Below are 13,881 nucleotides of genomic sequence, written 5' to 3'. Positions count from 1 at the left end.
TGTATCTATGTATCAAAACATCTTTAGGCTTCTGGTATCGCTGCCTGTAAATGGTTTACTTTCTTCTGGTAAGCCCAATAGAACACAATCGGATAAACAAAAAGGTTAAACAGTGTATTGGTAATCAATCCTCCGATCACGACAATTGCCAGCGGTTTTGAAGCTTCAGACCCGATCCCTGTAGATAAAGCGGCAGGCATCAGACCAATTGCAGCCATTAATGCCGTCATGATCACCGGACGCATTCTACTCACTACACCATCTTTTATGGCGTCGGCAAAAGACCAGTCCGGCCGGTGTTTTAACTCCGTAATATTGCTTTTAAATTTCGTAATCAGAATCACCCCATTCTGTACGCAGATCCCAAATAAAGCAATGAATCCAATCCCTGCAGAAATATTGAAATTGATCCCTGTGGCCAGGATAGCTAAAATTCCACCAACCATTGCAAAAGGTACATTGTTCAATACCAGTAAGGAATCTTTAATGTTTCCAAACAATACAAACAAGATGAAAAAGATGAGCAATAAGCTGATTGGAACGGCTTGTGATAACCTGCTGGTTGCCCTTTGCTGATTTTCGAAATCTCCTGCCCATTCCATTTTATATTCCTGGGGCAGCTTGATCTCCGCTTTCACCTTGGCCTGGGCCTCCGCAATCACACTTCCCATATCTCTTCCCCTGATGGAGAATTTTATTGCGCCATATCTCTTGTGTTTGTCCCGGTAAATCATACTCGGACCAGTAATTTTTCTGATCGTGGCAATCTCTCCCAATGGAACTTTTGAGCCGGCAAGGGTTGGGATCCGAAGCTTGGCAATGGTACGTTCGTCCTTTCTGAAATCTTCAGGATAACGGATGATGAGGTCGAACTTCCGCTCTCCTTCATAGATCTGTGTTGCTGCTTTTCCACCAATGGCCATTTCAATCACGGCATTGGCATCTGCAGTACTGACCCCATATAGTGCCATTTTTTTCTGATCCAGGTTGATCTGTAGTTCGGGTTGCCCCATGTTTCTCAGGATCCCTAAATCTTCTATACCTTCTACTGTTTTCAGGATTTTCTCTATCTTTTCTTCCTGCTGTTCTATGAAGTTAAAATCGTTCCCGAATAGCTTTACGACAATCGAGCCCTTCACTCCGGAAACCGCTTCTTCTACGTTATCAGAAATGGGCTGAGAGAAGTTCAGACTGATGCCGGGGAAACTCTTCAGTTTTTCCTGCATGCGTTCAATGAGCTGTTCTTTGCTCTCTTTCCTTTTCCATTCTTTTTTCGGATAGATGTCTACATGGAATTCCATATTATAAAAACCAGTGGCATCGGTTCCATCATTGGGCCTTCCGGTTTGTGACATGACCTGTTTTACTTCTTCAAAGCTTAAAAAGATCTTTCTGATCTCATTGGAAAGCTTTTTTGTTTCATCCAGAGAGATGCTCAAAGGGCCGGTTGCACGTACATAGATGGATCCTTCGTCCAGGGTAGGGAGGAACTCCGTTCCCAGAAATTTAAAGCTGAAAAGACCGGTCACAAGAACCACCATCGAGATACCAAAAGCCATTTTTCTGAATTTGAAACAGGCATCGAAGAAACGTGTCACATGTTTGGTCAGGAATTCCAGGAAAATATTGTGTTTCTCTTTTACATTTTTCCTTAGCAAGACGCTTGCCATGGCGGGTACCAGTGTAAAGGTGAGGAGGAGCGCGCCTAATAAGGCAAAACTTAAGGTCCATGCAAGGGGAGAAAACATCTTTCCTTCTACCTTTTCGAAAGTAAAAATAGGTAGCAATCCGGTGATGATGATCAGTTTTGCAAAGAATATTCCCTTCCCATTTTCCAAACAGGCTTTCTTGATCATGCCCAGCTTACTGAGCCCATTGAATTTCTCCATGCCGATCTTTTTGGCTTTATGGTCAAGGGCGACAAAGATACCCTCGACCATGACCACCGCCCCATCGATGATAATTCCAAAATCAATCGCCCCCATGGAAAGCAGATTGGCTGACATGCCCTTCAGTTTTAGGCAGATGAAGGCAAAGAGCAATGCCAATGGAATAATGATGGATACTATTAATGTCGTGCGCCAATCGGCCATAAAAAGAAAGACGATCAGGGTCACAAAGATGATCCCTTCCATCATATTGCCCATTACGGTATGGGTTGCGTAATTGACCAGATCTTCCCGGTCGTAAAAAGGATTGATCTTTACATCCGGTGGTAAAATCGTCTCATTTACCTCCTTTATCTTCTCCTTTAACTTACTGATCACCTCGCTTGGATTTCCTCCTTTTCGCATGACCACGATCCCTTCCACCACGTCGGGATCGTGATCACGGCCTACCTGTCCTAACCTGGGTAACGCCGATTCTGCGACATCTGCAATGGTTTTAACGTATACCGGCGTGCCGTTAAAGTTATCCACTACCACATTTCTGATTTCATCAATATTGTTCAGTATCCCGATTCCACGGACCACATAGGCCTGTCCGCTTTGTACGATTACATCTCCTCCAACATTGATATTGCTTTTTGAAACTGCCTCAAATAATTCGGCTGCACTTACGCCATATTGTATGGCTTTCTGCGGGTCTACAGTAATCTGATAAGTTTTCACCTCTCCGCCGAAACTCACCACATCGGCAATGCCGGGTACAGAGAGCAATTCCCGCTGGATCACCCAGTCCTGCAGGGTTTTCAACTCCCTTACCGACTTCTTGTCGCTGCTCAAGGTATAACGGAAGATTTCCCCTGTGGGCCCATAGGGTGGCTGTACCTCCGGCTTTAGGCCCTCAGGTAAATCTGCTTCGTCAATATGGTTGTTCACCTGGACCCTTGCCGTTGCATAGTCGACATCGTCCTCAAAAGTGATCTTTACAATAGATAGCCCAAATAAAGAGGAAGAACGGATGCTGGTCCTTTTCTCGGTAGGGTTCATGGCAATTTCCAATGGCCGGCTCACAAACTTCTCTACTTCCTCGGCACTTCTTCCCGGCCATTGAGTAATGATGGTAATATTGGTGTTCGTGACATCCGGAAAAGCCTCGATAGTGGTATGCTTGAAACTGAGGTATCCTGCCAGAATCAAAATAAAAGTGGCAAAGAAAATGAAGTATTTATTTTTTAGCGCAAAGCCGATGACGGTCTTAATGAATTTATTCATTACAGCTGTTTTTTGTGAAAATGAACAGGTTAATTTTTAAGGCTTTCATATAAGAATACCTGTTTGGAAGCCACAATACGGTCGCCGGCATTTAGTCCTTTGCTGATATAGGCTTTGTCGCCTGTTTTACGGGCAACCTCAATTTCCTGAATGCGGACTTTTTTTGCAGCATCTACCACCAGTGCATAGTTCTTGTTTTCATCGAAGATGATGCCTCTGGATTTTACGATAGGGAGATTCATGCCTGAGGTGGCTGAGACCAATACAGTAGCCATCATTCCAGGCTTCAACAGGTAACCGGGGTTAGCAATCGTTACCCTCGCATTCATCACTTTGCTTTCACTATCGATCATATTGTACATCTTATCGATCTTTCCTTTAAAGGTTTTTTCCGGGTAAGAGAGGATAGAAATATTGACTTCATCACCTTCTTTTATCCTGGAAATGTCTGATTCATAGATGTTGATCATCGCCCATACTGAAGAAAGATCAGCGACTGTAAACACGTTTTTATTGTTGTCCGGACGGAGTTGCATATTGGAGGTCACATTCTTTTCAATAATAAAACCGGTCAGTGGGGATTTGATGGTATAATTGCCGTTGTTGTTTCCACCATTCAGTTTTAAAGTGGCCCTGGCACGTTTATCTTCCGCCTGTTTGATCAGGAGGTCGTTCTTTGCTTCTTCCAGCTCCCTGGCAGAGGAAAGGCCACTTTTGTACAATTCCTGAAGTTGTGTCACATGGCGTTGCGCATTCCGGAGTTCTGCTCCGGAGCTGATCACTTCTTTATCAAATCCGGCCATTTCTGCGCTACCCATGGTGGCGAGCACCTGTCCGGCACTTACTTTATCTCCAAGTTTTACCGGAACATTGCGGACGGTACCGCTTACCATAGGGAAGATCTCTGCCTTCCGTTCTTCATCTGCGGTAATTTTTGCGGAGAAGCTAAGGTCTGTTCTGTTATTGGCCTGTTGCACGGTATCAATTAATAGCCTGTTGATCAGGGAATCGGTAACGGCAAATTTATCCGCCACTGGTGCTTCCTTTGAACTGGTGCAGCTTTGGCTGGTGATCACAAGCCCGATCAGGGAGAGTGCATAGATATTTTTTAGAAGGGTTTGCATATGGCTTATTTAAAAATGTTGGAACCGGTTACGTAATTGATTTCTTCTTTGGCATTCATCCGCTCATATTTCAGCTGATTGAGTTGCAGGGTACTTTCCTTATAGGAATCGTAGAAATCAATAAACTCAACGAGACTGATGTTCCTGCTGCGGAAATTTTTGGTCACCTCGCCAATGAGCTTGCTGAAATCTGAACCAAAATTCCGGTCCATGCCCTGGTAAAGGGTTTCGGTTCTCAAGGCTGACTTATAACTGTTATAGACTTCATTTTCCAGTGTGGCTTCCTGTTGTTTAAGGTTCATGTTTCCTGCAGTTATCGCAATTTTTGCTTTTTTGATCTCTCCCTGGTTTCTGTTAAAAAGGGGAAGAGGGACTTTGATGCCTAAGCCGGTATAATGATTTGGGGCACTACCCTGAAGGTCATACACGAGGGAAAGCTCCACGTCTGGAATGGCCATTGCTTTTTGCAGGCTAAGGTTGTTTTCGGCTTGAGTAATGCCGGTCTGTGCGAGTTGAAGATCCGCGCGGTTGGCCCTTGCACTTTCCAGTAACTGGATCAAAGGCTGTTTTTGCAGGGAATAATCCTGTTCCTCTTCAGTAGGGGCAACTAAAGACAAGGGCGTGTTTGCTTTTATATTGGTCATCATCTTCAGGGTTGTTTGCACATCCTCAATTTCATTGAGCAGCGTGGTGTATTCTCCTTTTAGATTGTAGACCAGTGATTTAATTCTGATGATGTCTTTTAGCGCAACATTGCCCATTTTGAGTTGTTGTTCTGAGGCCGCCAGCAGTTGCTCCAGAGATTTGATCTGTTGCTGATAAACAATGGCAGATTGCTGTGAATAATAAGCTTTATAAAAATTGCTCCTCAGGTTATAGCGCAAGGTTCTCATGAGGTCGAAATAGGCATATTCCGCAAGTTTCACGCCTGTAGTGGCTAGTTTTATGTTCTTGTTTCTCTTGCCCGCTAATTTGATCAGTTGGGAAATCTGTACGTTGTATTGTCCTGAAGGCAATGACCGCTGAAAGAATTTTTTAGTTTCCCGGTTGTAAAGCTGATTTTCATAACTGATCTCCGGATTGTCGAAAAGTTTTGCGGTAATGATGTCTGCTTTTGCTTGTTCCGTTTGGTATTGCTGAGCGATCAGCTCATAGTTCCCGGCTATAAACATTTTCTCTGCTTCCGGGAGACTGAGTTTGAGGCTGTCCTGAGCTTTACCCTTTAAGATAAAGCAAAGTAAAAGAAAGCTGGTCAGAATTAATTGTCTTTTCATCCCCGGCAAAGCTATCCGGAGGGAATTAAACCCAAATTAAAGGGGAATTAAAATGGGATTAAAATTTAGGAAAGCTGATTTTGAAGATACTTCCTTCTCCTTTTTTCGACGTTACGCTGAGCGTTCCCTTAAAAAGAGCGATGATTTTATTGGCCATATACAGGCCCATTCCATTGCCCTGATGTCTGCTTTCGATGGCCGAGCTGTAAAAGGGTTTGAAGATGTGCTCCTGTTCTGCTTTCGGGATGCCCGGGCCTTTATCCGTAATGGTGATTTCGATCGCTTGTGTCTGAATGTCCAGTAAACAATGTACATCCTGATCATCCGAAAACTTAAAGGCATTGGAAATGATATTGTTCAGCGCGATGCTGAGTAGGGTAGGGTTGGCCTGTATGGTCAGTTGAGCAGGATCTTCAGGCATGTTACGGATGTCTACAATGAGTTTACCTGCAGGTTTCAGGTTCCATTCCTCAGACAGGAGCCAAAGGCTTTCATCTATCCTGATGTCCTGTAACTGTGGTGCACCGAATTCAAGGTCTGCCTGGGCAAGGTTCAGTAATCCGGTGATGATCTTGTCCATCTTTTCCGAATCTTCCATTACTGAAGTCAGGGCTTTCTGATAATCTGAGACCTGCCTTTCCTGAGATAAAGCGATTTCTGCCCCAATCATCATTCTGGTGATCGGCGTTCTCAGCTCATGAGAGGCATTGGCAATAAATGTTTTTTGCAATACAAAAGCCTGTTCAAGATGCTCCATCAGGTTATTGAAGTTCTGGGCAAGCAAATTGATTTCATCTTTGTTTTTTCCCTCCTGAACCCTGAAATGAAGGTTGTTGGATTTGATCTGTTTTACTTCTTCAATGAAAAGGTCCAGGGGTTTTAAAATTCTTTTAGCAATCCATCTGCCGGAAAGCAACAGCCCGATAAAGATGACAACGAAAATCATCACCATCACTTTCCTTAATTTGTCTATTCTGGAATAGGTACTCTGGTCTATGGCTGAGGCCAGGATCACGAAATCCCCCTGATTGTCTTTATAGAAGATACCGACTACTTGCCGCTCGCCATCAATAAACTGGATTTTTTTCTGCTTTCTTACTTTATTGATGGTTTCACTGCTCCAGTATTGCTGATCATCACCAATAAAGGTGGCGCTGTTCTTTGCGTTGTAAATCCTGATCACTTCGCCGTTTAGCGTTTCCAGGTATTGATCCCTCACCGTATTGAGGGAGTCTGCCGAGATCTCATCTGCTTCCAGATAAAGTTTGGCCGTTACCATTGTCCGGTCGGTGAGGCGGTCAAAAAAGTCTGCTTCCAGAAACTTGATAAAGGTAAAGTATACGGCACACAATACCCCAAGCAGGGTTAAGGTACTGATTAGCGTAAAGTATAAGGAAAGGCGGTCTTTAAGTTTCATCTCTGGATAGGGCTACTGATCTCCGGATATGGCTATTTCAAAATATAACCCATACCGATTTTAGTATGGATCAGTTTTCTTGCAAATCCCTTTTCGATTTTATTTCTCAGGAAGTTGACATATACATCGATCACATTGGTGCCGGTATCAAAGCTGATGTCCCAGGCATTTTCAGCAATATACTGACGGGAGAGGAGGCGGTTTGGATTGCGCAGAAACAATTCCAGCAGGGTATGTTCTTTAGCGGTGAGTTCAATAAGGGTTCCCGCCCTTTTTACTTCTTTGCTATAGGTGTTCAGGCTGATGTCGTCAAAACTCAGCAGATGATCTGTCTTTGGGGTTCCTATGGCAGCATGTTGTCTTCTTAATAAGGCTTCAATCCTGGCCAGTAATTCTTTAAAATGGAAAGGTTTTACCAGGTAATCGTCAGCACCGGAGTTCAGGCCACTTACTTTATCGTCTATAGAACCGAGTGCGGTGAGCATCAGAATTGGCAACGCTTTGTTTTCAGCGCGAAGGGATTTACAGACTTCAATTCCATTGAGTCCGGGCATCATGATGTCGAGGATCACCAAATGAAAATCTTCTTCTTTAAAGGTTTGAAGGGCTTGTTCCCCATTTGATACAATGCTGACCAGGTATCCCTGTTCTTCCAATCCGGTTTTAATCAATCCGGCAATTTTAAGGTCGTCTTCTGCTAATCCAATTTTAAACATACCTGGTAATGGTTATTGTTGAGGCTGCAAAGGTAATTTAAAAGTTGTTGTTCTTATCTCTCAGGGTATCAATTACTTTGTTAATATAATCTTAATCTTTCTTTCGTTTAAAAAAGTGTACCTTTGCAAAAATTGTTTCCCTGGAGCACTCGTAGCGCAAAAAATTATGCTGCTTTTCAAAGACAATAATTGCCATTAAACACATTTATGAAGAAGATTGTTGACTACAGAAAGCTATTGGGTGTACAAAAGGATACCGAATTAAAAGAATTGAAGACCATTTACAGGAATTTGATGAAAGATTGGCATCCGGATAAATTCCAGGATAGTGAAGAGGCCAAAGTAGAAGCGGAAGTAAAAAGTAAGGAAATCATCGAAGCTTATCATTTTTTGGTAAGTATCGCTCCTGAAACTTTAGAGCTTTCTATTGAGGAATATACTCAAACTACTGCTACTTGCGGAATTGCTGATTATTCCTGGGCTGGATTAGTTCTGACCGTTCATTTCCTTGATGGAAGTGCTTATGAATACTTCGGTGTTCCTAAAGCCATCTATGTGAAACTGGTAAATGCAGATTCTCCGGGCAGGTTTGCACGTCGTCACATCTTTACTTCATTCCCATACAGAAATATAGCTAAGTTACAAACTGCATAAGCGCAGTTTTTAGCGACATTATATATTTAAATCTCCTTAAAAGGGGTTGCAGGCGTTGAGCTTTGCAACCCCTTTTTTTATGGCATATGCTGCTATACCTGATGATAGTAACCTTCGAAATGTGCAATGAGGCTGGTAAATTTGAGCTTCATAACATAAGAAATTAATAAAATGGAAGAAAAGAATATACTGGTAATTGGTGGGAAAGGGAAAAATGGACGAAGGGTTGTAGCTAAGTTAAGAGCTAAATTGTATAATGTGTTCTCAACCACCCGTTCGAAAGAAAGGCTTGAAGAAAACGAGAGTTACTTTGACTGGAATGACAGCAGTACTTATGCTCCGGCGTTAAAGAATATCAATAAAGTGTATATCGTCCACCCGGATACTTCAATGCCCGAAGCACAGGGGCAACTTAAAGAACTGGTAGCCCAGTTGGTACAACAACCCATCTCAAAGGTCGTATTGCTTTCAGGAAGAGGGCAGGAGTCTGTAGAGAAGTGTGAGGAAATGCTAATGAATTCTCCACAGGAATGGACAATCGTTCGGTCTGCCTGGTTTAACCAGAACTTTAGTGAAGGACATTTCGGGTATGGAATAAAGTCCGGAGAACTTGCTTTTATGGCCGGTCCGGTAAAAGAGCCTTTCGTGGATCTGGATGACCTGACGGATGTGGTTGTAGAAGCTTTAATTCATGAAAAACATAACGGGAAGATATATGAAGTAACCGGACCTGAGTTATTCAGTTTTGAGGAGGCAGTTATAATGATCGGTTCACATCTTGATTGCGACATAAAGTATAAATTCTATCCCAAAGATGAATACAAATATTTACTCCTGAATGCTGGTCTTCCTGCAGCTGTAGCTGATCATATGGTTCATGCATTTGCCGAGATTCTGGATGGTAGAAATGCGAATATCGGGGATGGCATTCAGCAGGTTTTGGGAAGAAACCCAAAGAAATTTATTGATTTTGTCAGGTCAAATCAATTTTAAAGTACACCCACTTTATTAAAAGCCATTAAGCAACGTACTTTATGGACAAGTTGTTTACCAAACTTTATATATGAGTTCGATTCTCGTCAGGATCACTTGAGTGGGTAAAGCTACGCTTTAGACGATTTTTTTGTGGCAGGAAGGCAGTTTTTGTTTTTCTGGGTTTGATGAAACGTCTTAAAATACAAACTTTTAGGTATTGGTTGCCAATTAGAACTGAGCTAGATTTAATGAAGTTTTACTTTTATATCTTTTTAAAATAGGCAATTAAAATCTAAAATAATTATGAAAAACTCTAAATTAATTCTGCTCGCCTGTATTTTTTGTTTTGCGATTTCCGCATGTAATTCAGAAAGAAAATCTGATCACCAATCTACAGTGATAAAAGATTCCATAAAATACGAATTTGTGAGTACACCTCCAGAAACGCTGGATTCTGTAAATATGCTTTTAAGAACTACAAAAGATCAGAATGGTATTACTACAACTGCTGCCGGTACAACCTGGAATGCGTTTATGAAAGTCTTTAAAAACTGCTATCAGGATGAGACTTTTAAGCGGAATATAATTTATCTTGGACCAACTAATGTGAAATATCTGGGTGCAATATTATCCAAAAATGAGCAAATAACCTGGAAAAGCCTGCAACGGGTGTTGGAAGGTCGAAAAGGCGATTTTGATAAAATCATTGAAAAAAGTGATAAACCTGCAGATAATTGTGACAATGATTTGCTACTCAACGGATATCTAAATGTACTTTTAGATGGTGCGGTTAAAAATGTTGAAGGTGATCTGAAGGCGGCTATTCAGAACAGAAGAAGTATTAAAATGATTAGTGGGAAGTGGCGGGTAGACGAGCTTTTGCTGGGTGATTTTCAGACTTTTTTGGATACTTCAACCTTTGCTGGAATTAAGGATTATAAAAAATATCTGCCTAAAAACTATATCATTACAAAGATCCTGGTTATTGGTAATTTTTCTTTGGAGGTTGAGACCGAGAAGAAATTAGAAGTTGGGTTGGCGGCGAAGTTAAAAAACGGAGTTACCCTTGATGGTGGTGGTAACTCAACGGATTCAACAAAAAATCAGGCTAAGGTTCAGCTTTCGTTGGGAAGTAATGGAAAGCTGAATATGAAGTCATCAGGTGAAAGTTACGTAATTGGAATGCTTCAGGCCGTTAATAAAATTCCAGTATATTAATATGAAAGTCTTAAGATTAATGCTGATACTGGTGATAACCAGTATACATTTATTTGCTCAAACACCGGTGAAAAGTAATACAAAAGGTAAGTTTGGAAGTGTGGGAGGTTTAGTGCTGGATTGCGATGATAAGATAAATATGTATTTGGCGCTTACCGGATCGACTAAGAGCAGGAAAATTGATCTGACTAAATATTCCAGGTGGGATTTGTCCGAACAGTTTCTAACAAAAGACTGGAATACCAAAGTTCAGGGGTTTCAGGGTTCTTGTACATCTTTTGCGGTTGCTAACTGCATTTCTATTCAAAGAAATATTGATAATTGGTTGCTAAAGAAAGATAGAAATCTTGTTCAGTATAGCCCTTCGTTTATTTTTAATGTAGCTAAAAGTAAATACAGAGACCCATTTAAAAGTGCTTGTGAAGAAGGAATTAGTTATATAGACGCCTATCTGGTCGTCAGAGATTTAGGTATTCCTTCTTTATCCAGCTGTCCTTACGAGCCTTCTGGTATTGGCTGTCATGTTGCTTATTACCCTAAATTGAGCGCCTATAAGGAAGCACTCAATATGAAGATTGGGAATTTTCAGCGACCATTTCGTAAAATCGATGTCTTTAAAACCCTTTTGGTAGACACACCTTTTAATGCGATTTGTGTAGGGGTTTATCTTACTTCTGCTTATGAAGATGCAACCAGTGATAAGGCCGGGAAATGGGTGAAACCTGGAGTAGGTGATGGGAAGACTGCTCATGCTATGCTCATTGTTGGATTTGATAATGTAAAGAATGCATTTAAGGTACTGGATTGGCAAGGCAAAAATTCTGGCGATCAAGGCGTAATCTGGATGGATTATAGTTTGATTGAAAACCCAACCGTTGTTTTTGATGCATATATTGTGTCACATAGTACTGAATATCTTGATCCCAGGACAGGTGCCAGAACGGGGGCTCCCGACATTGATAGAAAAGGCGATTTTTCTTTTTGGATCAAATCAGGATATCAGACTGTTAAAGATAAGTTAATCATTTCCTGCAGGTATGTAAATAAGGAGACTAAAAAAGCTGTTTTTAAGGTAAGTGATTTTGGAACCGGCGAGCTAATAAAAGATGATATATATTTAAATGCCGGAGGAGGAAGCCGATGTTTTTCATTTGGAGAAGATACCTACAAAATTACATTGGTTGAAATTGCGAAGCGCGGAAGTCAATTTAATATTTTGAATCGTTTTGCCTCGGTAGTGAAACTTGAAAAAATTAATGCTGGTCAATGTGATAATTGATCACGTATGTACAAGATCAATCTTAGTTATGGCTTGCATCTTGTAGGAACCGTAGCCCAACAATAATTGTTAATTGTTGTTAATAGCAACAGGTTGAATGAATTTTAATACCACTACCCATGAAACAAAAAGCAATTGAGAACTTAGAATGCCCTTTGCAATCTTCAAAAGTATTGTTGTCTATTGCTGACGCGCTGGATGCCATTAATGGGAAATGGAGAATTAAGATCATCGCTGTTTTGTTAGATGGACCTAAAAGATTCAAAGATATCTCTTTGCAGGTGGGTAATATTACAGACAGAATGTTATCCATTGAGCTTAAAAAACTTGAAAGTAATCTTTTGGTAGAAAAGAAATCGGTAGGGTATACGGATCAGGCCGAATATGAGCTCAGTGATCATGGAAAATCACTTAAGCCATTGGTAATGGAACTCATCCATTGGGGTGGATTACACAGAAAGAAAGTCATTGATAATTTGCACTAGATTTTCCTGCTATCTCTTTCTATTTGATCAGGTAACATCGCTGGCGGAAGCCTTAGATTGCCATGGACCAGAGCAGGCTAACGATAGGGGTTGAAAGGGCCTGCTTCGGCTTATAACCTTTTCAACCCTGTTTTTGATCCCGGTATACTTCATGCAAAAATCAGGCTTGTATAAAGGATGTATCAGAGTTGACTTCCGGAAGGATACCAGATACGAGACATCAATATGAAAACCCTGAACCGTTCGCAGGGTAAAGAATCAATTTGTTCTTTTGAATTTTGATGAAATTTTACCTTTATTAGAGGTGATTAATGAACCAACCTGAATGAAAAATGCATTACTGATTTTAGCGGGATTTATGCTCTACCATATAGGATCTGAGTATTTTGAACCTATCATGTTATACCTGAACAAGTTCATACATTACAAGCTGCTAAGCTATTTTCTTACTTATATACTTATCGGGATACCTGTTTTTATTGCAATTTGCATCGTAAACAAAGAACTCAATTTTTTTCGCATCCTTGGATTACAATCGAATATCCTTAAAGGACTCTTGGTTGGACTGATTTTTTCATTGCCAATGTTTATTGGAAGTGCGATTCAATCCAATATAGCGAAGAATATGAGTGTGCCTGATCTGATTGCCAGGACCATGTTTGCAGGATTGTTTGAAGAAATCTATTTCCGTGGATTTTTCTTCGGACAACTGTTCCGGAAAACTAAACTCGGCTTTCTGCCTGCGATATTTTTCTGTTCCATAATTTTTGCATCTGGTCATTTATACCAAAGCCAGGACGCCGGTGTTTTGTTTGGTATATTTATCACAACTTTTATGGGGTCTGTATTCTTTGCCTGGCTGTATGTCGAATGGAATTATAACCTGTGGGTCCCTATCTTTTTACATACTTTGATGAATTTATCCTGGTACATTTTTACGGTAAGCGATAATGCTTTGGGAACTGTTAATTCAAATTTATTTAGGATATTGACCATCGCATTATCTATAATGCTCACGGTATTATATAAGAAAAAAATTGGCGCACAATTATTAATAAATAAAAGAACTTTGTTGATGAAGATGCCCCTTGGTAATGATAAATAGCGCATATTTAAAATGAATGACATGATCATAAGAAAACACGAAGCTGCGGATCGCAGCAGAATCGTGGAATTGTTGAAACTGAACATACCCGATTATTTTTCTCCTAATGAAGAAGCTGACCTGATCGATTACCTGGATCACCATGCCGACAATTATTATGTAGTTGAACTGGACGGCGTTATTTTTGGCTGTGGCGGTTTTAACTTATCAGAAGACGGGGAAACCGGAAAGTTATCCTGGGATTTCTTTCATCCTGAAAGCCAGGGTAAAGGCCTCGGATCTGCATTGACGAAGTTCAGGATTCAAAAAATTAAAGAAATAGAAGGAATAAAGACAGTTTCGGTCCGAACCTCGCAGCTTGCCCATCAGTTCTACGCAAAATTTGGTCTTGAGCTTAGAGAAGTCGTAAAAGATTACTGGGATAAGGGTTTTGATCTATATCGTTTAGACCGTGATGTCAATTTAATTTAAAAAAT

At 40.9% G+C, this 13,881-nt stretch carries 12 protein-coding genes; 7 read left to right on the top strand and 5 right to left on the bottom strand.

The annotated features are described in order from the left end of the window. Window positions 1-23 precede the first annotated feature (23 nt). Genes BUC20_RS22950 through BUC20_RS22930 form a run of 5 tightly spaced genes read right to left on the bottom strand, consistent with a single transcriptional unit; the run spans window position 24 to window position 7,689 of the window. The gene (locus BUC20_RS22950; RefSeq protein ID WP_073233479.1) at window positions 24-3,158 is read right to left on the bottom strand and encodes an efflux RND transporter permease subunit; all 3,135 of its coding nucleotides are present in this window, start codon (window positions 3,156-3,158) and stop codon (window positions 24-26) included. Between the two features lie 29 nt (window positions 3,159-3,187). Then, window positions 3,188-4,282, bottom strand: a complete 1,095-nt coding sequence (locus tag BUC20_RS22945) for an efflux RND transporter periplasmic adaptor subunit (protein ID WP_073233477.1) — start codon at window positions 4,280-4,282, stop codon at window positions 3,188-3,190. A 5-nt stretch (window positions 4,283-4,287) separates the two neighbouring features. Beyond that, a complete protein-coding gene (locus BUC20_RS22940) occupies window positions 4,288-5,556 on the bottom strand; it encodes a TolC family protein (RefSeq protein WP_073233475.1) in 1,269 nt (422 codons plus the stop codon). 58 nt (window positions 5,557-5,614) lie between these two features. Continuing rightward, entirely contained in the window at window positions 5,615-6,973 is a 1,359-nt protein-coding gene (locus BUC20_RS22935; RefSeq protein ID WP_073233473.1) for a sensor histidine kinase, read from the bottom strand. Window positions 6,974-7,005: 32 nt separating this feature from the next. Then, complete coding sequence (locus BUC20_RS22930) at window positions 7,006-7,689, bottom strand: response regulator transcription factor (protein ID WP_073233470.1); 684 nt, start codon at window positions 7,687-7,689, stop codon at window positions 7,006-7,008. A 207-nt stretch (window positions 7,690-7,896) separates the two neighbouring features. On the opposite strand from BUC20_RS22930, the gene BUC20_RS22925 reads away from it, so the two are divergent. The 7 genes from BUC20_RS22925 to BUC20_RS22895 all read left to right on the top strand — a co-directional run bounded on the left by BUC20_RS22925 (window position 7,897) and on the right by BUC20_RS22895 (window position 13,876). Next, on the top strand, window positions 7,897-8,343 hold the full coding sequence (locus BUC20_RS22925; RefSeq protein WP_073233468.1) for a KTSC domain-containing protein: 447 nt from the start codon (window positions 7,897-7,899) through the stop codon (window positions 8,341-8,343). Between the two features lie 171 nt (window positions 8,344-8,514). Beyond that, entirely contained in the window at window positions 8,515-9,336 is an 822-nt protein-coding gene (locus tag BUC20_RS22920) for an NAD(P)H-binding protein (RefSeq protein ID WP_073233466.1), read from the top strand. A gap of 516 nt (window positions 9,337-9,852) precedes the next feature. Further along, a complete protein-coding gene (locus BUC20_RS22915; RefSeq protein WP_143166886.1) occupies window positions 9,853-10,536 on the top strand; it encodes a hypothetical protein in 684 nt (227 codons plus the stop codon). Between the two features lies 1 nt (window position 10,537). Further along, on the top strand, window positions 10,538-11,815 hold the full coding sequence (locus tag BUC20_RS22910; RefSeq protein WP_143166885.1) for a C1 family peptidase: 1,278 nt from the start codon (window positions 10,538-10,540) through the stop codon (window positions 11,813-11,815). A 119-nt stretch (window positions 11,816-11,934) separates the two neighbouring features. Then, window positions 11,935-12,300 carry a winged helix-turn-helix transcriptional regulator gene (locus BUC20_RS22905; RefSeq protein ID WP_073233460.1) on the top strand — a complete coding sequence of 122 codons (366 nt, stop codon included), beginning with the start codon at window positions 11,935-11,937 and terminating at the stop codon, window positions 12,298-12,300. Window positions 12,301-12,625: 325 nt separating this feature from the next. Further along, window positions 12,626-13,405 carry a CPBP family intramembrane glutamic endopeptidase gene (locus BUC20_RS22900; protein ID WP_073233458.1) on the top strand — a complete coding sequence of 260 codons (780 nt, stop codon included), beginning with the start codon at window positions 12,626-12,628 and terminating at the stop codon, window positions 13,403-13,405. 21 nt (window positions 13,406-13,426) lie between these two features. Continuing rightward, window positions 13,427-13,876 carry a GNAT family N-acetyltransferase gene (locus BUC20_RS22895; protein ID WP_084529230.1) on the top strand — a complete coding sequence of 150 codons (450 nt, stop codon included), beginning with the start codon at window positions 13,427-13,429 and terminating at the stop codon, window positions 13,874-13,876. Window positions 13,877-13,881 lie beyond the last annotated feature (5 nt).

The sequence above is a fragment of the Pedobacter caeni genome, from assembly GCF_900129215.1.
Taxonomy (GTDB): Bacteria; Bacteroidota; Bacteroidia; order Sphingobacteriales; family Sphingobacteriaceae; genus Pedobacter; species Pedobacter caeni.
This window is presented reverse-complemented; position numbering and strand designations above follow the sequence as displayed.

Coding starts and splice junctions, on each gene's coding strand:
- BUC20_RS22900 (WP_073233458.1), top strand. CDS start 12,626: ATGAAAAATGCATTACTGATTTTAGCGGGATTTATGCTCTACCATATA.
- BUC20_RS22950 (WP_073233479.1), bottom strand. CDS start 3,158: ATGAATAAATTCATTAAGACCGTCATCGGCTTTGCGCTAAAAAATAAA.
- BUC20_RS22935 (WP_073233473.1), bottom strand. CDS start 6,973: ATGAAACTTAAAGACCGCCTTTCCTTATACTTTACGCTAATCAGTACC.
- BUC20_RS22940 (WP_073233475.1), bottom strand. CDS start 5,556: ATGAAAAGACAATTAATTCTGACCAGCTTTCTTTTACTTTGCTTTATC.
- BUC20_RS22905 (WP_073233460.1), top strand. CDS start 11,935: ATGAAACAAAAAGCAATTGAGAACTTAGAATGCCCTTTGCAATCTTCA.
- BUC20_RS22910 (WP_143166885.1), top strand. CDS start 10,538: ATGAAAGTCTTAAGATTAATGCTGATACTGGTGATAACCAGTATACAT.
- BUC20_RS22915 (WP_143166886.1), top strand. CDS start 9,853: ATGAAAGTCTTTAAAAACTGCTATCAGGATGAGACTTTTAAGCGGAAT.
- BUC20_RS22925 (WP_073233468.1), top strand. CDS start 7,897: ATGAAGAAGATTGTTGACTACAGAAAGCTATTGGGTGTACAAAAGGAT.
- BUC20_RS22920 (WP_073233466.1), top strand. CDS start 8,515: ATGGAAGAAAAGAATATACTGGTAATTGGTGGGAAAGGGAAAAATGGA.
- BUC20_RS22930 (WP_073233470.1), bottom strand. CDS start 7,689: ATGTTTAAAATTGGATTAGCAGAAGACGACCTTAAAATTGCCGGATTG.
- BUC20_RS22945 (WP_073233477.1), bottom strand. CDS start 4,282: ATGCAAACCCTTCTAAAAAATATCTATGCACTCTCCCTGATCGGGCTT.
- BUC20_RS22895 (WP_084529230.1), top strand. CDS start 13,427: ATGATCATAAGAAAACACGAAGCTGCGGATCGCAGCAGAATCGTGGAA.